Here is a 20,491-nt window from a genome sequence, read left to right on the forward strand (position 1 = left end):
CTTCGTGCTCAGGGCGGCGTTGCAAATCCTCGCGATAGCTGCGGCTATCGCTGCGGTTTGCGCCTTGCCCTGAACGCGAATCCATCGATTTCATTGCAGTGCAGCACATTAGAATCCCCGCCGTTGGTGCTCGCGGCCCGATCCATGGGCTGCGGTTAAACGGGAAGCAGGGAGGGGCGCATCCACGATGCGTGCCGAGCCTGCGCTGCCCCCGCAACGGTCAGCGGACGAATCTTGCCGATTCCCTCTCCATCCCCACGCCACTGGATACCCTGAAAAGTATCTGGGAAGGCTTTGGAGTGCGTTCCGCCAGCCCGGATACCGGCCAACGAGGCGGCTCTGCAAGCGCTTTTTGCGCGTGCGCAGCCATTTTTACCCACAAGCCGGCGGGGAAGCCGGCGCGGGTGCTTCCCTCGATGGGATGTTCTCCATGAAAAATCGTCTCTCTTTTGCGCGCTCCGCCGCGCCCTCGCTGCGCGCCCCTGCGGCGTGCTTTGCCTTGTCTGCCCTCGCTGCGGCGCTGCCCAGCGCGCAGGCGCAAACCCTGCTCGCGCAGAATCTGCGCGCCCCTTCGCTGCAGGAGGTGGTGGTCACGGCCACGCGCGCGCCGCAGCCTTTGTCCGACCTGGTGGCGGACTTGTCCATCGTCGACCGTGAAACCATAGAAAGCAGCGGCGCCACGGGTGTGGCCGACGTGCTGGCGCGCCTGCCGGGGGTGGAAATTGCGCGCAACGGCGGGCCGGGCAATGCGACCAGCGTGTTTTTGCGCGGTGCCGAGACGCGCTTCACGGCCGTGTATATCGACGGCGTGCGCGTGGATTCGCAATCCACGGGCGGCGCCTTGTGGGAGCAGATTCCGCTCGCGCAGATCGAGCGCATCGAGGTGCTGCGCGGGCCGGCCGCGGCGGTGTATGGCTCGGACGCCATCGGCGGCGTGATCCAGCTCTTCACGCGCAAGGGTGAGGGCCCGCCCGCGCCCTACGTGAGCGTGGGCGTGGGCAACCGCGGCACGCGCAGGCTCGAAGCCGGCGTGAGCGGCGCCACCGGCGTGGACAATGCCTTCGACTACGCTTTGAGCCTTGCGCACGAGCGCAGCGACGGTTGGGACATCCGCGCCGGCGTGCCGCACAACCCCGACCGCGACGGCTACCGCAACACCTCGGGCCACGCGCGCCTGGGCTTGAAGATCGACGCGCGCCACCGGCTCGACGCGACCTTGCTCGCAAGCCAGCTCAATTCGGGCTACGACGCCTACCTGTCCGGCATGCCCAAACCCTCCACGCCTCTGGACGACGACCGCAACAAGGAGCGCCTGCGTACCGCCGGCCTGACCTGGACGGCCGACTGGACCGACGCCTACACCATGCGCCTGTCGGCCACCGACACCTTCAGCCGCTACGAGACCTCGCCCTCGCCCTACCTGACCGAAACGCGGCTGCGCAACTACCTCTGGCAAAACGACTACCGCCTTGGCGTGCACCGCTTCAGCGCCGCGCTCGAGCGCCGCGAGGACGAGCTCACGAACCCTGCGCTCGACGCCTGGAGTACGGCCGTGCGCGGCAGCCGCGCGCAAAACGCGCTCGCGCTGGGCTACGGCCTGCATGCGGGCGCGCACACGCTGCAGCTGCACTGGCGCCACGACGACGACAGCGAGTTCGGCGGCAAGAACACCGCGAGCGCCGCCTACGGCTACGCCTTTGCGCCGCATTGGCGCGCCACGGCGTCGTGGGGTTCGGCCTTTCGCGCGCCCACGCTCTACCAGCGCTTCAGCGAATACGGCAACCCCGCGCTGCAGCCCGAAACCAGCCACAACGCCGAGCTGGGCCTGCGCTACGACCAGGGCCACAGCAGCGCGTCGCTCGTGGTCTATCGCAACCGCGTGAGCAACCTGATCAACTTCGTCGGCGCGGGCTCCTGCGCCTCGGCCTACGGCTGCTATGCGAACACGGCGCACGCACGCTACCAGGGCGTGACGCTGGCCGGCTCGCAGCGCTGGGGTGGGGTGCAGCTGCACGGCTCGATCGACTGGCAAGACCCGCGCAACCTCGACACCGACAAGCGTCTGGCACGCCGCGCGCAGCGCTACGCCACGCTGGGCGCCGACACGCGCCTGGCCGATTGGACGCTGGGCGGCGAGGTGCAGGCTTCAGGCCAGCGCTTCGACGACGCCGCGAACAAAACCCGGCTCGGCGGCTACACGCTCTTCAACCTGCACGCAAGCACGCCGGTGGCGCGCGACACGCAGCTGCTCGCGCGCGTGGACAACCTCGGCGACAAGCGTTACCAGCTTGCAAACACCTACGTGCCGCCAGGGCGCATGCTGTACGTGGGGCTCAAATGGGCGCCGCAGTGATGCCCGGCAATGGTGCCGCCGCGCGCGCTGCCGGCATCCTTGGCGCTGATGAAAATGGGAAGGAAAGACATGCAAAGGCAAAGGGCACTTTCGGAGCTGGACATGGCTGACATGGCTGACATGGCTGACATGGCTGACATGGGCCAGGGCGCCGTCGCCCGCTGCCCCGCCGTGCTGGTCACGGCCCCGGCTTCGGGCCAGGGAAAGACCACGATCACCGCTGCGCTGGCCCGGCTGCATGCGCGCCAGGGGCGGCGCGTGCGCGTGTTCAAGTGCGGGCCGGACTTTCTCGACCCGTTCTGGCACGAGCTGGCCAGCGGCGCGCCGGTGTACCAGCTCGACCTGTGGATGACGGGCGAAGCCGACTGCCGCGCACGCCTGCACGCGGCCGCGCAGGAGGCCGACCTGATCATCGTCGAGGGCGTGATGGGTCTGTACGACGGCGAGCCCAGCGCGGCCGACTTGGCGCTGCGCTTCGGCCTGCCGGTGCTTGCCGTGATCGACGCCGGCGCCATGGCCGGCACCTTCGGGGCCGTGGCGTATGGCTTGCAGCATTACCGCGCCGGGCTGCGCTGGGCCGGCGTGCTGGCCAACCGCGTGGGCAGCGAGCGCCACGCGGGCATGCTGCAGGCCAGCCTGCAGGAGCCCGCACACTGGCTGGGCGCGCTGCTGCGCAACCCGGCGCTCACGCTGCCCGAGCGCCACCTGGGGCTCGTGGCCGCGACAGAATTGGGCGATGCCGTGGCGCGGCTCGACGCCGCGGCCGATGCGCTCGCCGCCACGCCGCTGGGCCGCATGGACGCGGCGCAGTTGCAAGCCTGGACGGTGGACTTCCCGGCGCCCACGGTGCGGCCCGTGGCGCCCTTGCTCGCCGGGCGCACCGTGGCCGTGGCGCGCGATGCGGCGTTTTGCTTCATCTACGCGGCCAATGTGCAGACGCTCGAGCAACTGGGCGCGCGCGTGGTGTTTTTCTCGCCGCTCGCGGATGCTGCACTGCCGCCTTGCGACGCCGTCTGGCTGCCGGGCGGCTACCCCGAGCTGCACGCCGCGCAACTGCACGCCAACCGGCCGCTGCGCGCCGATTTGCACGCGCATGTGCAGGCGGGCAAGCCGCTGTGGGCCGAGTGCGGCGGCATGGTGGCCTTGATGGATTCCATCCGCCAGCCCGATGGCCGCGTGCAGCCGCTGTGGGGGCTGCTGCCGGGCGAAGTCACCCTGCACACGCGCCTGGCCGCGCTCGGGCCGCAGCAGCTGGTCTGGCAGGGGCATTGCCTGCGCGGCCACACCTTTCACTATTCGACCTGCAGCAGCAGCGCACGCGAAGTCGCGCGCACCGCAGCGCCGGGCGCAGCACCCCGGGCCAAGGTGCACGAGGTGGGCGAGGCGCTGTACCGGCATGGCAGCATCCATGCAAGCTACTTCCACGCCTGGTTTGCCTCGGCCCCGCAGGCCGTGGCCTTGTTGTTCGGCGCTGCGCAGGAAGAGTGCGCGGCAGGTGCGGAGAAAGCAGCGTGTCCGTGATCGGCTCCCGTCAGCCGCCCATCGCCGCGCGCGAGCTCATTCTCGGCGGGCAGAAAAGCGGCAAGTCGCGCCGCGCCGAGCAACTCGCCGCGGCCTGGCTCGCACAATCTCATGCGCACCAGCCGGCGCACCAGGCCGTGCTGCTCGCCACCGCGCAGGCGTACGACGCCGAAATGCGCGAACGCATCGCGCGCCACCAGCGCGAGCGCGCGGCGCGCGTGCCGGGGCTGCGCACGGCAGAGGTGGCGCACGACCTGGCCGGCGCGCTCGCGGTGCATTCCAACGCGCACACGCTCGTCGTGGTGGACTGCCTCACGCTCTGGCTCACGAACTGGCGCATGCCTTTCGATGATTCTGAGCAAAATAGGCATCTAACGCAGGACTGGCAAGCGCAGGAAGCTATGTTTTTGAAAGCATTGCAGCAATCCCCCGGCCCCGTGGTGCTGGTGGGCAACGAGATTGGTCTGGGCGTCATCCCGCTCGGGCCCGAGGTGCGCGCCTTCGTCGATGCGCTGGGCACGCTGAACCAGCGCGTGGCGCAGGTCTGCACGCGCGTCACGCTGATGGCCGCGGGCCTGCCGCTGTGCCTGAAGGAGTCCGAATGATGGGTGCATGCCGGCAGATCGTGCGCCAGGGCTGGTGGAGCCACTTGGGGCGCTACTTTGGGCACTACTTGGGGCGTTTTTGTGGGCGCAGCGCTTGGGGCGTGGGCATGCTCGTCGCCAGCCTGCTGTATGCCGGCGTGGCCGCAGCCCAGCCCGTGCAGATCACCGACGGGCGCGGCCGTATGGTGCGGCTGCCCGCGCCGCCGCAGCGCATCGTGAGCCTGCTGCCCTCGCTGAGCGAGAGCGTGTGTGCGCTCGGCGCTTGCGCGCGCCTCGTGGGTGTGGATCGCTATTCGAACTGGCCGCAAGAGCTCACGCGCCTGCCGCAGGTGGGCGGCGGGCTCGATCCGAACATCGAGGCCGTCGTCGCGCTGCACCCCGACGTGGTGCTCGCGAGCGTGTCCTCGCGCGCCACCGAGCGGCTCGAGGCGCTCGGGCTCACGGTGGTGGCGCTCGAGCCCAAGACGCATGCGCAGGTGCGGCAGGTACTGGGCGTGCTCGGTGATTTGCTTGGCATACCGCCGGCGCAGGGCGCCGAGCGCCTGTGGCGCGAGATTGACGCCGGCGTGCAGGCGGCAGCGCAGTCGCTGCCGGCCAGCGCGCGCGGCGCGCGTGTGTATTTCGAGGTCAGCCGCGGGCCGTATGCAGCGAGCGCATCGTCCTTCATCGGCGAGACCTTGCAGCGCCTGGGCGCGCGCAACGTGGTGCCCGCGGCGCTGGGGCCGTTTCCGCGCCTGAACCCCGAGTACGTGGTGCGCGCGAATCCCGACGTGATCATGCTCGGCAACCGCAGCATGCAGGCACGCGCGCTCTACCCTGGCTGGGAGAGCATTCCCGCGGTGCGCGCGCAGCGCGTGTGCGTGTTCGACGCCGCCACGTCCGAACTCATCGTGCGCCCCGGCCCGCGCATGGCCGAGGGCGCGCGTGCCATGGCGCGCTGCCTCGCTGACAAGCTCGGAGGCAGAGCGCAATGAGCTGCTGGCGCGCATTGGGGTGCGGGAGGAGAGCAGGGCGGCTGGCATGGCGGTTTTGCTGTGGCCCGGGCGTCCGCCACGCCGACCTCGGGCTGAAAGGTGCCCGCCATTGCGCGTTTGGCATAGACCATCGTCATTGCGAGCCCCGCAGGGGCGCGGCAATCCAGTGCGGGCTTTGCAAGGGGCGTGGGCGCTGGACCTTCGGCCCTATGGATTGCCACGGGCCTTACGGCCCTCGCAATGACGGGAAGGGGAGCGCTCTCGGCCCAACGCCCCCCGCAATGACGGGGCTACGGTCAGCGCGCGCACCATGGGGCGTCGCCTAAGGACCATCTGGGATGAAAGTTTTGGATCGCCAAAGCCGCCGCGCGCTGCTGCTCGCCGTGGCGCTGCTGCTCGCAAGCAGCGCCTTGCTGCTGCTGGGCGCGAGCGTGGGCAGCACGGGGTTTACGAGCCTGCTGCAGCAAGGGCAGGACGCCGTGGCGCGCCAGATCGTGTGGGACATCCGCTTGCCGCGCACGCTGGGCGCGTGGCTCGCGGGCGCGCTGCTGGGGCTGGCGGGCGCGGTGGCGCAGGGCTTGTTTCGCAACCCGCTGGCCGATCCGTACCTGCTCGGCAGTGCCTCGGGCGCAGCGCTCGGCGGCGCGCTGGCTCTCGCCTTGTTTGGCGTGGTGCCGACGGGCGGCGCGCCGTGGCTCGCGCGCCTGGGCCTGCAGCTGGGCATCAGCGGCATGGCGTTCGTGGGCGCGGCGGCGGCGGTCTTGCTCACGCTCGCGCTGGCGCGCGGCGTGCAGCACACGCTGCGCCTGCTGCTTGCGGGCGTGATCGTGGGCGTGGTGCTGGGCGCGGCGCGCGACCTGGTGGAGCTTGCCTCGCCCGACATCCTGCAGGCCATGCAGGCGTTCACGCTGGGCAGCACCAGCTTCGTCGGCTGGCTGGCCTGCGCGCTCATGGCGGCGGCCTGGGGCCTGTGCCTGCTGGGCGCGGCGGCGCTGGCGCGCGCGCTCGACGGCCTCACGCTGGGCGAGGCCACGGCTGCGAGCCTGGGCCTGCCGCTCGTGCCCATGCGCGCCGGGCTCGTCGCGGTGCTGGCGCTGGCCACGGGCACGGCGGTGGCGCAGACGGGGCTGATCGCCTTCGTCGGCCTGGCCGCGCCGCACCTCGTGCGCACCCTGGTGCGCACCACCTCTGCGCGCCACATCGCGCTCGCGAGCCTCATGGGCGCGGTGCTGCTGCTTGCGGCCGACATCCTCGCGCGCTGGGTGCTCGCGCCGCAGGAGTTGCCCGTGGGCGTGCTCACCGCGGCGCTCGGCGGCAGCTACCTGCTGTGGCGCATGCACCGGCGCAGCGCAAGCGGAGGTTTGCTATGATTAACATAGCTATCAGCGCTCAGCAGATCAGCGTCAGCATCGAAAAACACCCCATACTGCAAAACATCAGCCTCGCGCTGCCCGCGGGGCGCTGGACGAGCATCGTCGGGCCCAATGGCGCTGGCAAATCCACGCTGCTGCGCGCGCTCGCGGGCCTGCAGCCCTGCACGGGGCAGGTGCAGCTGCTGGGCCGCCCGCTGCCGCACTGGCCGCGGCGTGAGCGCGCGCGCACGCTGGCCTGGCTCGGGCAGAACGAGGCCGTGGCCGAAGAGCTCACGGTGCACGATGTGGTGCTGCTCGGGCGCCTGCCGCACCGGCCCTGGCTCGCCGCGCCCAGCGCTGCCGACCTTGCCGCCGTCGAACAGGCCTTGCGCGCCACGCAAGCCTGGGACTGGCGCGCGCGCTGCCTGGGGCAGCTCTCGGGCGGCGAGCGCCAGCGCGTGCTGCTTGCGCGCGCGCTCGCGGTGCAGGCGCCGGTGCTGCTCATGGACGAGCCGCTCGCCAACCTCGACCCGCCGCACCAGGCCGACTGGCTGCAGCTCGTGCGCGCGCTGGTGGGGCAGGGCGCCACCGTAGTCAGCGTGCTGCATGAAGTCTCGCTCGCCCTGCAGGCCGACGACATGCTGGTGCTGGCCCAGGGGCGCGTCGTGCACCACGGCGCCTGCGCCCAGCCGGCCACGCAGCGCGCGCTCGAGCAGGTGTTCGACGGGCGCATCGCCATCCACGCGCTGCAGGGGCAGTGGGTGGCGATGCTCAAATAGTGAGAGCACAGCCCCGCCGCGGACCCTCCGTATTCTTCGACCACCCCACATTCCCGGAGCCCCCATGGACATCCAAACCCCACCGACCGAAAAACCCTACGAGCCCCCCGCGGGCGAGCGCCGTGGCCTCATCATCGTGAACACCGGCGACGGCAAGGGCAAGAGCACCGCGGCCTTCGGCCTTGCGCTGCGCGCGCACGGCCGCGGCAAGGCCGTGAAGATCTACCAGTTCATGAAAGTGCCGAGCGCACGCTTTGGCGAGCACCGCGTGTTCGAGCAGCTCGGCGTGCCCGTGGAGGGTCTGGGCGACGGCTTCAGCTGGAAAAGCCAGGACCTCGAGCGCTCCGCCCAGCTCGCGCGCAACGGCTGGGAGCGCGCCAAGGCCAGCATCCTGAGCGGCGACTATTTCCTGGTCGTGCTCGACGAAATCACCTACCCGCTGATCTACGGCTGGCTGCCGCTCGAAGACGTGCTGCACACCCTGCGCACGCGCCCTCAAGACGTGCACGTGGTGCTCACGGGCCGCAACTGCCCGCAGGAAATCATCGCCATCGCCGACACCGTGACCGAGATGCGCCTGGTCAAACACGCCTTCAACGCCGGCGTGCCGGCGCAGCGCGGGATAGAGGATTGAGACTGAGAGTCGTTCGGCCGCGGCCGAAAAACTCTCAGCTTCCGAGCCTCAGGACCGAGCGAGGCGCTTTCCTTGCCCAGACAGGCTTGCTCAGTTGCCCAAGGCCGCCCGAATGTGCCTTCCCAGGCTTGGCAAGTCGCGCTCGATGGCGTTCCAGACGATCTCGAAGTCCACTTTGAAATACCCGTGGGTCAAGGCCTTGCGCATCTGGTAGGCAGATGCCAGCGGCAGCTGCCGCTGCCTATCTCGCGTCATACGGGACGTGCCTCGGCAAGCAGGCAAGCGCGGAACTTATCGGGCCGGGCGTTGGGGGACGTTCACGGATTCAGGAAATAGTTCGATCGTACGAACTTGTTTAGAATCTGACATGACCAAGACTTCGAGATACTCATGAATCGCTTGACTACCTATGCGCTCGGCCGCCATAGCCCCGTACCGTCGGTCTGGGAGGCTGGCACGCAGAGCGCAGGCAGGGGCACGCAGGCGTGCATGGCGGCTGTGCTGTCCCTCTGCGTATTTCTGCTCGCCGCCTGCACGGATGGCTCAAGCTCGCCTCGATCCGCATCCACGCCGATGCCTGCGGAAGTTGTCGTGGTACGGCAGGCACGATGGCCTGTTACCAACGACGTGACTGGCAGCGTCGTCTCTGATGGACGCATCGACGTGGCTTCGCGCGTGACCGGATTCATTCGCCAGCTCGATGTTCGCGAGGGCCAGGCGGTCAGGCGCGGCGACCTGCTGTTGCGCATCGACGCCTCTGACATCGACGCGGCCATCGCGCAGGCACGCGCCGGCGTGCAGGCCGCCCAGGAGGCTTGGCGGGATGCGCAGCACGACGCGAACCAGAACGCGCAACTGGCGCCGGCAGGCGCGATCTCGGCTGACGCGCTGCGCAAGTCCAGGGTGCGGGAGGAAACCACCCGCGCGGCGCTGGAACAAGCGCAGTCGGCGTTGGCGGCGGCACAGGCGCAACGCAACTACGTGACCATCACCAGTCCGGTGGATGGCGTGGTCGTCTCGGTGGCCCGGCGCAGCGGCGAGATGGCTACTCCCGGCGCGCCGCTGATGACGGTGGAGTCGCGCGAGGTCTTGCTGTTCAAGGCGTTCGTACCCGAGCGCAGCTTGGCGGCAGTCAAGGTCGGCGACTCGATTCCCGTGCGCATCGACGCGCTGGGCGATGAGCGGCTCAAGGGACGGGTCCGGGGTGTTGTGCCGTCGGGTGATGGCGTGACCCGCCGCTACGAGGTGGACATCGTGCTGCCGCGGGACGCGCGCCTGCTGCCGGGAATGTTCGGCCGCCTCGAAATCCTGCTGGACGAGAAGCGGGCCGTCACGGTGCCGCGTGCGGCCCTCGTTCGGCGCGGTGGCTTGGACGGTGTGTTCGTGCTGCAGGACGGTGTGGCGCGTTTTCGCTGGCTGCGCACCGGCCAGCGCCTGGGCGATGGGGTGGAGGTGAGCGCCGGCCTGTCGGACGGAGAAACCATTCTCGCCAGCGTCGCCGACACCGTCCATGACGGCATGCCGGTCCAGGCCGCCGGGGGCGCGCGATGACGCAGCAGCGCCTGAACTTCGCGGGTTTTCTCGCGAAGCACTTCATCACCTCCAAGCTCACGCTGGTCTTCATCATCGCCGTGGCGTTGATGGGCGTCGTGGCGGTGCTGCAGACCCCGCGCGAGGAAAACCCGCAGATCATCGTGCCCGCTGCCGCCGTGATGGTCGGCCTGCCGGGCGCCTCTGCCAGTGAGGTCGAAGCGCTGGTGGTCACGCCCCTCGAAGGCATTCTGAGCGAACTGCCCGGCGTCGATCACATCGAGAGCACTTCCCGCAACTCGCAGGGAATCGTTCAGGTGCAATTCAAGGTCGGCGAATCGAAGGAGCAGTCACTGGTCAAGCTTTATGACCGCGTGATGGCCAGCCGCGCCTGGCTGCCTGCCGACGCCACGACGCCACTGGTGCAAAGCATCGACGCGGACGACGTGCCGATCGTCACCTTCACGCTGGCTTCGTCGAAATACGATGACTACGCGCTCAACCGCATGGCCGAACGCATGGCCGAGCGCCTGCGCAGTACCGAAAACGTCTCGGTGGTTTCCTTGCGCGGCGGGCAGCACCGCGAAATCACCATCGAATTGGACCCCGATCGCCTGCAGGCTTACGGCGTGACCCTCGGCCAAGCCCGAGCGGCCTTCCCAGCCAGCAACCTGACCTTGCCACTGCAGCCCACCGTACGTGACGGTCAGGTACAAGCCATCAAGCTGGATGCGGCCTATACCTCGGCCGAGGATGTCCGCAACCAGCTCATCGCCGTGCGCGACAAGCGGCCGGTTTACGTGCGCGACGTGGCCACCGTCACCGACGGCCCGCCGCCGGAGCCGGCCACGGCCAGCCGCCTCTCCTTCGGCCCCGGCGATCCACGCTTTGGCACGGCCTATGCCACAGACCTGCCCGCCGTCACCATCGCTGTGGCCAAAAAGAAGGGCGCCAATGCCGTGGTGGTCGCCAATGCAGTGATCGACCGCATGCAGCGCATGCAGGCCAGCTTCGTGCCCCAGGACATCCAGGTCGTGGTGACGCGCAACGACGGCCAGAAGGCCGACGACGCGGTCAACCTGCTGCTGGAACACCTGGCGATCGCCCTCGTCACCGTGGGCCTGGTGCTGATCCTCTTCCTGGGCTGGCGCGAGGCGTTGATCGTGATGATCACGGTGCCGTTGATCATGGGCATCACGCTGACGGCCAACCTGCTCGGCGGCGTCACCATCAACCGCGTCACGCTGTTCGCCCTGATCCTGGCACTGGGGCTGCTGGTGGACGCCGCCATCGTGGTCATCGAGAACATCCACCGCCACTACGCCAGCCGCAAACCGAAGGCAGACAAGCAGGCGGAAACCGTGCTGGCGACCAACGAGATCGGCAACGCCACCAATCTGGCCACCTTTGCGGTGATGCTGGTCTTCATCACCCTGCTGCTGGCCCTGACCGGCATGCCGCGCCAGTATTTTTTCCCGATAGCGGTCACCGTGCCGGTCGCCATGGTCGCCTCCATCGTGGTGGCCTACATCGTCGTGCCATGGGCGTCCAATCGCTGGCTTCATCGCCACGAAGTCCAGCGGGAAGAATCATCATGGCCGGAAACCGAACACGGACAGCTTGTCCATGGTCACGGCGCACCGGGACGGATCGAGCGCCTCTACCTGCGCCTGTTCGGCCCTCTGCAGCAGCGCAGAAACGTGCGCATTGGCTTCGCTCTGGCGGTGCTGCTGCTGATGGCGGTTTCGCTGATGCAAGGCGCCTGGCAGTTCGTCCGTCCGGCGGGCGTGGGCGGGGCCGTGTCCGCGCTGGGCGTGCCGATCGGCTTTCTGCCCAAGGATGACCAGAACACCTTCAACGTGGTGGTTTCGATGCCGGAAACCACACCGGTGGAAGACACCGATCGCCTGGTACGCCAGGTGACCGCGGTGCTGGCGCGGGAGCCACACGTGCTCAACTACCAGACTTGGGTCGGCCAGGCAGGTGTGGCCGACTTCAGCGGTCTGTTCAAGGGTACCGCCGCGCGTGCCGGCAGCCACGTCGCGGAAATCCGCGTCAACCTCACCGACAAGCGTCACCGCAAGGAAAGCTCCATCGACATCGTGCGCGAACTGCGCCCTCGAGTGGAAGCGGTCCGCGCTGCTTGGCCCGGTGCCGAGGTCGCGCTGGTGGAGCAGCCGCCGGGTCCGCCGCTGCGCTCGACCGTTTTGGCGGAAATCTACGGCCCCGACGCCGAGGGGCTGCGCACGCTGTCGGCTCAGGTGCGCAGGGCCTTCGCACAAACCTACGACACCGTCGACATCACCGACACCGAACCGGAAGATGTGCGGGAGCACCGCATCGTGCCGGACAAGGACAAGGCCGCGCTCTCCGGCGTCTCGACTGCGCAGATTGCCGAGGCGCTGGCGCTGGTCTATGGAGGCACCACGCTCGGCCGCGCCCACGTACCGGACGAGAAACTGCCGGTAGTGGTCAGGGCCTTCGTGCCACGCCGCTTCGAGGTCGATCCCGCCCGGCTCGACCGGGTGTTCGTGGACAACGCCGCCGGCCGACCCGTGCCGCTGGCGGAGTTGGTCAAAGTGGTTCCCGCATCGGTCGATCGCCCCATCCTGCACCGCGACAACGAGAAGGTCACCTTCGTCGGCGCAGAACTTTCGGACTCGGTGCCGCTGTACGCCGTGCTCGACCTGCAGCGGCGCCTGCATGGCATCACCGCGCCGGACGGACGCCCGCTGCGCACCGGCAACCTGCGCTTCAAGGAAGACGTGCCCGACACCATCGACGGCTACCAGTTGCTGTGGGGCGGCGAGATGCGCATGACGCTGGACGTGTACCGGGATCTCTCCCTCTCCCTCAGCGGCGCCTTGCTCATCATCTATTTCGCGCTGGTCGCCTACTACCGCTCGTTCATCGTTCCGCTGGTGGCCATGTCGGCCGTGCCGCTCGGCATCATCGGCATTTTTCCGGGGCATTGGCTGGTCGGCATGGATTTCTCCGCCACATCCATGGTCGGCATCATCGCGCTGGCGGGGGTGGTGATCCGCAACTCGCTGCTGATCATCGACTTCATCCAGGACAACATCCGCCACGGCATGCCGCTGAAAGAGGCCGTGCGCGAGGCCGGCGCGGTGCGTCTGCGGCCCATCCTGCTGACCATGCTGGCGATCATCTTCGGCTCGGCCGTCATGGTGACCGACCCGGTCTTCGGGGGGCTGGCCGTCTCGCTGATCTTCGGCACGCTGGTCTCGACCGCGCTGACCGTGTTCGTCGTGCCGCTGCTCTACGAGCTGCATGCGAAGCGCCATGCGGCCCCGGCGGCCACAGGAGCAGACCATGTATGAGAACCACAACGGCACATCATCGGCTCGCCGTCGCCTGGCCCGCGCAGGCCATGAGACCGGCCCATCGGCCCGCCATCGGCTCGTCGGCACGCTGGCCGTGGCGGTGCTGGCGATGCTGAGCGGTTGCGCCTCGCTGGCACCCGCGCTCGATCCCATCGCGCTCCCCGTCGCATCGAACTGGCGGACGCAGCCCGACACGCCGGGCGTTGCGGCCGCGGCTGACCTGGCGTGGCGCGAGTACTTCACCGACCCGGCCTTGCAGGCGCTGATCGAGACCGCGCTGGAAAACAACCGCGATCTGCGCGTGGCGCTGCTGCGCACCGAGGAGGCGCGCGCCGCCTTCCGCATCCAGCGTGCGCAGCAGGCGCCAATGGTCGGCGTGGGGGCGCAGCACATCCGCACCGGCCTGCCCGATGGGCTACAGCCGCTGGCGGGCCGCTCGGTCCTGGAGGTCAACGTAGCCTCCGTGGGTATCAGCAGCTGGGAGCTGGACCTGTGGGGCCGCGTACGCAGCATGAAGACCGCCGCATTGGAGCAATGGCTGGCCACCGAGCAGGGCCACCGTGCCGTGGAATTGGCACTGGTCGCCCAGGTCGCCGATGCCTACCTGGGCCTGCGCGAACTCGACGAGCGCATTTCGCTGGCAAGGCGCACGGTGGAAAACCAGCAAGCGCTGGAGCAAATCTTCCAGAAACGCTTGGAGCTGGGCCACGGCTCGCGGCTTGAGCTGACCCAGGTGCGCACCCTGCTGAGCCAGGGCAAAGCCCTGCAGGTGCAACTGGAGCTTGCGCGCGAACAGCAGCGCAATGCCCTGGCGCTGCTGCTCGGCAGCGAACCCCAATTGCCGCCGCCATCGGCCCCGATGGATGAAGCCCTGGTCATGCCCGAACTGAGACCCGGGCTGCCGTCGGACCTGCTGGCGAACCGCCCGGACATCCTGGCCGCCGAGCATGCGCTGCGGGCGCGCCAGGCCAACATCGGTGCGGCGCGCGCCGCGTTCTTCCCGCGCATCGCACTGACCGGCGGCGCCGGCTCGGTCAGCACCAGCCTGAGCGACCTGTTCTCGTCGGGCACCCGGGCATGGTTGTTCCAGCCGACGATCGAACTGCCGATCTTCGATGCCGGCATGCGACAGGCCAATCTCGACGTCAGCGTCGTGCGGCGCGACATCGCCATTGCCGAATACGAGCGCGCCATCCAGGCAGCGTTTCGCGACGTTTCCGACGCCCTGGCCGCAAGGCAGAAGCTCGCCGAGCAACTCGCCGTGGCGCGCCAGGCCCACGCCGCGCAGACCGAGCGTTTGAAACTGGCGCGGATGCTGTTCGATGCCGGTTCGGCGGCGCACCTGGAGGTACTGGACGCCGAGCGCGACCTGCTTGCCGTCGCGCAGCAGCTGGTGCAGGTCCGCAAGGCGGCCTTGTCAAGCCAAATCGGGCTGTACGCGGCGCTGGGCGGCGGCACCAAGCAACCCCCGAAAAGATGAGGAGGCGCCATGTTCTGGCAGGCACTGAGCGCGATGCGTGATCTACGGCGTTTGCACGAAATCGCCTCGATCCTGGTCCGCTACGGCTTTGGCGACATGGTGCGCCGGATGGGGCTGTCCAACGCCCTGGAGCGGGCGGGGACGGCGCTGCACTGGAGCGAAGCGGCAGACTTCGCCCACATGACGCCCCCTGAACGAGTGCGGCGGGCGCTGGAGGAGATGGGGCCGACTTTGTCAAGCTCGGTCAGGTGCGCGCTACCCGGGCCGATCTACTCGAACCCGAGTGGACCGCCGAAGCAACTGCAGTTGAGCGAAATGCTGTCCGACCTCGTGGTGATACCGCGCCAACATCACCTCGTCCTGCCCAATGACCAGCTCGACCATGCTGCCAACCGTCTGGTGATCGGGATCGTCGTCGCCGCGCTCATCGTCGGTTCGTCCATCGTCATGACCGTGCCGGGAGGACCGACGCTCCTGGGATTGCCGGTCTTCGGCCTTCTCGGATTCCTTGGCGCGACAGTCGGCGGCCTATGGATTCTGTTTTCCATTCTGCATAGCGGGAGAGGACGATGAGCACCACCGGAAAGATCGTCATCTTCTATTCCTCCATCGGATACGGACACATCAGTGCCGCGCAATCCATTCGGGACGAGATACGGCGGCAATCTCCGACGACCCCGGTGCTGCTGCAGGACATCCGCGCGTTCATGCACCCGGTGTGGCGACGGGTTGACGAGCGCCTGTACTGGTTCGTCGCCAACCATCTGCCGGAGTGCTTCGAGAGTCTGTTCCGTGCGATGCAGACGCGCGGCAACCGTGTGCCCTCGCTGTCGAGGCTGCCCAACGACTATCCGGAAGAAAGTGTATTGGCCTACCTGACCGCACAGCGGCCGGATGCCGTTCTCGCCACCCACTACGGGGCAGCCCAAGTGCTGGGAACCTTGCGCGAGAAAGGGCTGCTGTCCGACACGAGAATGGGCTGGCTGCACACGGATTTCTTCGAGGGCTATTTCCCGCGCATCTCCAAGCGGATCGACCGTACTTTTCTTGCCCACCCGGAACTGGAAACGCGCTGGCGCGCAGCGGGCGTGCCGACCGACAAGGTTGTTACCAGCGGCATGCCGGTGCGGATTCCAGAGAGATCCGCCGACGCCCGCCGCGCCACGCTCCAGGGCCTTGGGCTGTCGGCGGACGTGCCGACCCTGCTGCTGACCGGTGGCAAGGAAGGTGCGGGCGACTATGCCGGGGTCATCGGCAGCGTCGTTCGCCACTGCCCGGGGCGCTTGCAGATCATCGCGGTGTGCGGTGCGAATTCGAGGCGGTACGGGGCGCTCGCCGAGCTGCGGGAAAGACTGCCGGAGAGGGTGGCGCTGAAGCCGCTGGGGTTGCTGCCGCGCAGCGACATGGTGTCCTGCATGGCGGCCGCCGACATTCTGGTCACCAAGGCCGGCGGAATGACGCCGGCAGAGGCTTTCGCCCTCGGGGTACCGACCGTGCTGCTCGACGTGATCAGCGGCCACGAGCGCGAGAACGCAGCCCTGTTCCAGCGCCAGGGCCTGGCCAGGTTTGCGGCCAGCGTCGACGATGCGGGGAAGTACGCGATGGAACTGTTGTGCGACCCCGCCCAGCGGGAAGCGATGCTGCGTGCGCAGAGGGAGTTCCGGCAGAGCATCGACATCGCAAGCATCGTGCGGTTTGCGCTGGACGATGGTTTCAGGCCGACTTACCCACTGCCCGACTATGGCGTCGAGAACGGCGTGCCCGTCCAGGGCATCGATCAAGCGCTGGCGCAATTGGATTCCGAAGCACCGGCAGAGGTCGAGCTGCTGTTGTCTTACGCCACGTCCAAAACGCCGCAACGGGTCGTGCTCGAAAACCCGTTCGGGCATCTGGCCATCCGCGTCGGCGACACCGTCTACAGCGCGAACTACATCGCGGACCCGTCCGTCGATCCGAACTTCCTGCAGCACGTGAGCCTGGCGGACTACTTGTACGGCATCCATCGTCCGTCCCGTTCGCAAGTCCATACCAACACCTACGGCATGGCCTATGGCCGTGAGACGCTCGGGCTGCGGGTCCAGGGCATTCCCGCCGAGCGCCGTGCGGCGATGGTGGTCGAGGCGCACCGCATCGAAACCGGCTTCCGGGACGCAAGCCTGCGCTGGAGCCGCAGCGAATTCAATTGCGCCGACGTGGTGGCGCGCATTCTCGCTGCCGGTGGTTACGACGACCGCTCCCTGTACGACCGGGCGGGCCTGCCGAGCATGCCGCTGGATTTGTTCGAGCGGATGCGGGCGCACTTCGAGTCCGATACTTCCTTGCGGGAAGAACTGGTGGCCTACCGATTGCTGCCAGGAACGCAGGCAAGCTACCGCTTCTCCCGTTTCCCGCTGTCGATGGGGCAGCCGCTGCGCTCGGTGGCGCGCGTCCTGGGCGATGCGCAGCCAGACGCGCTCGAACAGGCGGTGGCCCGGCAGGTCACCAGTTACTTCGGCGACCGGCAACTCTACGTGGAGGACCTGCGGGCATGCTGGCCCGCTTCGCCAGCTGCGGGCCGTCCCCACTTGGCGCTGGAACGGGCCATCCTCGCCGATCTGCGGCGCCTGCTCGCGGCCTACGTGAAACTGCCGCTCACGCGGATCGAACGCCTGGGGAGCCTCCCCGCCGCAGCGGCGTTCTACCGCCTCGTCGATCGCGGGCTCGAACTTGCCCGACTCGCCACCGAGCATGCCGAGGACGATCCGCGCCCTCGCACCTACCGCCTGCGTGCGCTGTTCACCCAGCTCGTGGAGGGCTACGGGCGGATTGACCCGCAGCGCTTAAAGTCTCGCCACGTGCGGTCATACCTTGCGCGGCTTCGAGCGTTCGAGTTGGCGCTGGGACGTGAACTCGTGCCCGCCGGTACTTCGTGGGCGCTCCTGCCCGCCTGGTGGCACAGGATGACGGCACTCGCTCGCACCGGTGCGCGGTCGCACCCTCGCAGCAGGGGGGCGAAGGGGGTCAGCGGCATGCGGATTGATTCGGGCGAAGTCGAGCCCAACGGCGATGCGAAAGAGCACGGTGCGCATCCTCTTGAAGCCGATCCGGCCACGCGCTTGACGCTTGGTGGCCTGGAAAAGCCCATTCAGGGCTTCCAGGAGGCTGTCAGCCCGGTGGGTCTGGGTCCAGGCGGCGATGCCATCGAAGGAGTTTCGGATCAGCCAGGCGACGTCCCTCATCGGCTTGAGACCCCCGTGACCGTTGCCACTGATCATGAGGTACCCGATTTTTCGCAGTCCCATTACCATTGAAAAGATCGTTCGTATGAACTATGCTTTTATTGGAACAGTCGGAGGATGTATGTCCAATCATGCCGAAACAACCAGCGGCCACGAGGCGCGCAGCGCCAAGACCCGATCGCAGTTGATCGAAGCAACGATTGACGTTGTCGCTGCCGTTGGCTACGAGGGGGCAACCACACGCGCCTTGGCCCAGGCGGCCAAAACCACGCTGTCGGCCATTCCCTACCATTTCGGCAGCAAGAAGGAACTCTATCTGGCCGCAGCGGAGATGATCGCCGAATATGCGGCCAATCGCTTCGCGGAAGCCGCAGCCTTGCTCGACGATACGCCGGACATCGAGCTTTCCGTTCGCTTCGAACGCGCACTGATCCAAGTGCTCCACACCATGCTGGACGAGGCCGAGCCGCATGCCTGGACGGCATTCGTGGCCCGCTGCGCTTACGACAACGACGACGCCTTCGCCCTGATTCATGAACGCGCGATCGCTCCGCTGCAGAAGCGTCTAGTACATGCCGCCAGCCAGTTTAGCGGCCGATCTTCCGATGACGAGGCGCTGCGGATGCGCGTTATCGCAATTCTGACGGCAATTTTCAGTTTCAGGTTTCTGCGCGGCGTGATGCTCCGTGGCATGGACTGGCAAAGCATTCAGAACGAAGCCGTCAGGCAGATCACGGACATGGTCCACGATCTCTGCCGAAGCGACTTTCTTGCTGTTTGGCCGGCTGATGACGGCGCGGACCGGAAAACAGTCTCCGCTTGATTCCGTCAATCCCTCTCAACTGAAAGGAAATGCACCATGACTCTCCAATCCTACGTACACCAGACCATCGCATGGGCGAAGCAGCGTCTCGATGAGACCGATGCCATTCTCTCCGAGGTCGAGAAATCGGCCGCCAGTATCAAGGAAGATGCCCGCAAGCAAGCCGATGCAGCTCGCGCACGCCTCGCGGCATCCCGCGCGAAGCTGCAGCAGTACTACGATGATCTGCGCGCCCAGGCGGATACCGCGAAGCAGGAAGCGGGCGAGATTCAGGACAAGCTCGAAGCCGAATGGGTCGAGGTCGAGTCTGCCCTCCAGCAATTTGTCGCCACGACCGGCGACGAGGTGAAAGCCGTGCGCAGCATCGTCATCGTCCGTGCGCGCGCACAGCGGCAAGCGTGGCAAAACTCCCTGAAGGATTTGGGTGACCAGGCGGCCGATGCCGTCGAGAAGGCCCGCGGCGAACTCGATGCCGCGTTCGATCGCCTCTCCATCGAGGCCGAGAAGTTCCAGGCGCGTATCGGTGAGGTCAAGGACGCTGGCGATGCATCCTGGCGTGCCGTCAAGCAGGGGTTTGCCGATGCCAAGGCCGCTCATGCCATCACGGTCCAGAAGATCAAGGATGCCTTTTCCAAGGTTCTCTGAACCTAGTGTGCTGTCCCGCAAATAACTACACATGAAATCGCGCCTTCGCACTCAGGGCGGCGTTGCAAATCCTCGCGATAGCTGCAGCTATCGCTGCGGTTTGCGCCTTGCCCTGAACGCGAATTCATCGATTTCATTTCGTGCAGCTATTTGCGGGACAGCACACTAGGAGCCTGTCGGACTTTGGGCGTCGATAGCGAGAATGCGCCCCAGCGAGACCAGTTTTTGCCGGATTCGCCGCCCCATAGCGAGACTATGGGGCAAGAAGACAGTAAAAAATGGGCCGCTGCGGCGCATTCGCAGCCGACGATCCCAAAGTCCGACAGGCTCCTAGGCGCTACGTTGCTTTTGTTTTGGCTCATCAGGAGAAATCACCATGAAACTTCGCTTTTCCACGATCGCCTTGGCGCTGCTTGCTCAGACAGCGTTGCTGTCGGCTCCTCCCGCCCTGGCACAGAATGCAGAAGCACAGGCCGATTCAGCCGCTCCACAGAAGGAGCCCTCAAGGGTTCACCAAGCACTGGCGTGGTCGCAGGATCGGCTGGCCCAGCTTGATGCCAACATTGCTGCCCTGGAAAAAGACGCCAACAGGCTCCAGGGCGAGGCGCGTACCAAGGCCGATGCGGCGTTGGCGGACCTGCGCAAGCAGCGGGATGCCTATCGCCGCCGGGCTCAAGATGCCGCAGCCAACGCAAAGAACTGGAGCGATGCTCAGGTCGCCGAAGCACGTCAGGCGCTCGACAACGATTGGGCCGCCTTCCAGGCCGCCCGAGACAAGTATCTTGAAGAAAGCAAGGCCAGCATCGCTACGCGGCGCGCCGTACTGGAGGCGGAACTTGAGGCGCAGCAGAAAGCGCTTGCTGGATTGCGTGCCGACGCGGCCAAGCTCGCGGCAGATCAGCGTGCAGCCATTGAAGGGCGTATTGCTGCACTGAATGCAGACGTGGAGGAGACCAAGGCCCGGGTCTCAAAAGCCTCGGCCGAGGCATGGGAGACCACGAAAAAGAGCTATGGGGAAGCCCAACGGCTTTTCTCCGAGACCTATGCGTCCATCCGCCAGTCCATCGACGAGGCTAAAAAGTAATTTCCCTAATGCCGAAGACGCAGACATGTCCTGCGCATTCTCGTCTCTGGCGCCTGTGCAGATGCATGGGAAGGTGACAGCCGGAAAATTCCATTGCTCGGCTTCCTGCCACACGCACTCGCGCTTGCCCTCGCGCAACACCCCACATG

15 protein-coding genes, 2 pseudogenes and 1 riboswitch are annotated in these 20,491 nt (G+C 67.3%); of the genes and pseudogenes, 15 read left to right on the top strand and 2 right to left on the bottom strand.

Translation table 11 applies throughout. The features are described from left to right. Positions 1-107 precede the first annotated feature (107 nt). A riboswitch (cobalamin riboswitch) is annotated at positions 108-344 on the top strand. A gap of 86 nt (positions 345-430) precedes the next feature. The 7 genes from PYV55_RS15520 to cobO all read left to right on the top strand — a co-directional run bounded on the left by PYV55_RS15520 (position 431) and on the right by cobO (position 8,218). Beyond that, entirely contained in the window at positions 431-2,353 is a 1,923-nt protein-coding gene (locus PYV55_RS15520) for a TonB-dependent receptor domain-containing protein (protein WP_275853047.1), read from the top strand. Positions 2,354-2,455: 102 nt separating this feature from the next. Continuing rightward, positions 2,456-3,874, top strand: a complete 1,419-nt coding sequence (locus PYV55_RS15525) for a cobyrinic acid a,c-diamide synthase CobB (RefSeq protein WP_275853050.1) — start codon at positions 2,456-2,458, stop codon at positions 3,872-3,874. After that, positions 3,874-4,479, top strand: a complete 606-nt coding sequence (locus PYV55_RS15530; RefSeq protein WP_407066816.1) for a bifunctional adenosylcobinamide kinase/adenosylcobinamide-phosphate guanylyltransferase — start codon at positions 3,874-3,876, stop codon at positions 4,477-4,479. Before PYV55_RS15525 ends, PYV55_RS15530 begins: the two co-directional genes overlap by 1 nt. A gap of 107 nt (positions 4,480-4,586) precedes the next feature. Next, positions 4,587-5,453, top strand: coding sequence for an ABC transporter substrate-binding protein (locus PYV55_RS15535; RefSeq protein ID WP_275853216.1), 867 nt, complete (start codon positions 4,587-4,589; stop codon positions 5,451-5,453). 338 nt (positions 5,454-5,791) lie between these two features. Beyond that, a complete protein-coding gene (locus PYV55_RS15540; RefSeq protein WP_275853053.1) occupies positions 5,792-6,823 on the top strand; it encodes a FecCD family ABC transporter permease in 1,032 nt (343 codons plus the stop codon). Further along, positions 6,820-7,584, top strand: coding sequence for an ABC transporter ATP-binding protein (locus PYV55_RS15545; RefSeq protein WP_275853055.1), 765 nt, complete (start codon positions 6,820-6,822; stop codon positions 7,582-7,584). The genes PYV55_RS15540 and PYV55_RS15545 overlap by 4 nt, the downstream gene beginning before the upstream one ends. Before the next feature lie 64 nt (positions 7,585-7,648). Next, positions 7,649-8,218: a cob(I)yrinic acid a,c-diamide adenosyltransferase gene (gene cobO / locus PYV55_RS15550; RefSeq protein ID WP_275853057.1), complete on the top strand. Its 570-nt coding sequence runs from the start codon at positions 7,649-7,651 to the stop codon at positions 8,216-8,218. 90 nt (positions 8,219-8,308) lie between these two features. Here the strand turns inward: cobO and PYV55_RS15555 are convergent, their stop codons facing one another. Next, positions 8,309-8,473: a HepT-like ribonuclease domain-containing protein gene (locus PYV55_RS15555; protein ID WP_144733844.1), complete on the bottom strand. Its 165-nt coding sequence runs from the start codon at positions 8,471-8,473 to the stop codon at positions 8,309-8,311. Positions 8,474-8,608: 135 nt separating this feature from the next. Between PYV55_RS15555 and PYV55_RS15560 the strand changes: the two genes are divergently transcribed. The 5 genes and pseudogenes from PYV55_RS15560 to PYV55_RS15580 all read left to right on the top strand — a co-directional run. Then, positions 8,609-9,769 (top strand): efflux RND transporter periplasmic adaptor subunit, encoded by a 1,161-nt coding sequence (locus PYV55_RS15560; protein ID WP_222116149.1) that lies wholly within the window; start codon positions 8,609-8,611, stop codon positions 9,767-9,769. Then, positions 9,766-13,089, top strand: a complete 3,324-nt coding sequence (locus tag PYV55_RS15565) for an efflux RND transporter permease subunit (protein ID WP_144733847.1) — start codon at positions 9,766-9,768, stop codon at positions 13,087-13,089. Before PYV55_RS15560 ends, PYV55_RS15565 begins: the two co-directional genes overlap by 4 nt. Continuing rightward, positions 13,082-14,572 (top strand): efflux transporter outer membrane subunit, encoded by a 1,491-nt coding sequence (locus PYV55_RS15570; protein ID WP_275853063.1) that lies wholly within the window; start codon positions 13,082-13,084, stop codon positions 14,570-14,572. Before PYV55_RS15565 ends, PYV55_RS15570 begins: the two co-directional genes overlap by 8 nt. A 9-nt stretch (positions 14,573-14,581) precedes the next feature. Continuing rightward, positions 14,582-15,145 carry a hypothetical protein gene (locus tag PYV55_RS15575; RefSeq protein ID WP_275853066.1) on the top strand — a complete coding sequence of 188 codons (564 nt, stop codon included), beginning with the start codon at positions 14,582-14,584 and terminating at the stop codon, positions 15,143-15,145. Next, positions 15,142-16,125 (top strand): annotated as a pseudogene (locus PYV55_RS15580) (MGDG synthase family glycosyltransferase); the annotation flags it as partial. The gene PYV55_RS15575 and the pseudogene PYV55_RS15580, both read left to right, overlap by 4 nt. Positions 16,126-17,574: 1,449 nt before the next feature. On the opposite strand, the pseudogene PYV55_RS15585 reads toward PYV55_RS15580, so the two are convergent. After that, a pseudogene (locus PYV55_RS15585) lies at positions 17,575-17,799 on the bottom strand (transposase); the annotation flags it as partial. Positions 17,800-17,911: 112 nt separating this feature from the next. Between PYV55_RS15585 and PYV55_RS15590 the strand changes: the two are divergent. From PYV55_RS15590 to PYV55_RS15600, 3 genes are all read left to right on the top strand, one after another. Continuing rightward, positions 17,912-18,613, top strand: coding sequence for a CerR family C-terminal domain-containing protein (locus tag PYV55_RS15590; RefSeq protein WP_275853068.1), 702 nt, complete (start codon positions 17,912-17,914; stop codon positions 18,611-18,613). A gap of 36 nt (positions 18,614-18,649) precedes the next feature. Further along, positions 18,650-19,258 (top strand): hypothetical protein, encoded by a 609-nt coding sequence (locus PYV55_RS15595; protein WP_275853070.1) that lies wholly within the window; start codon positions 18,650-18,652, stop codon positions 19,256-19,258. 376 nt (positions 19,259-19,634) lie between these two features. Next, positions 19,635-20,342, top strand: a complete 708-nt coding sequence (locus PYV55_RS15600; protein WP_144733865.1) for a hypothetical protein — start codon at positions 19,635-19,637, stop codon at positions 20,340-20,342. Positions 20,343-20,491: the final 149 nt, after the last annotated feature.

This window comes from Extensimonas soli, from assembly GCF_029211265.1.
Taxonomy (GTDB): domain Bacteria; phylum Pseudomonadota; class Gammaproteobacteria; order Burkholderiales; family Burkholderiaceae_C; genus Extensimonas; species Extensimonas soli.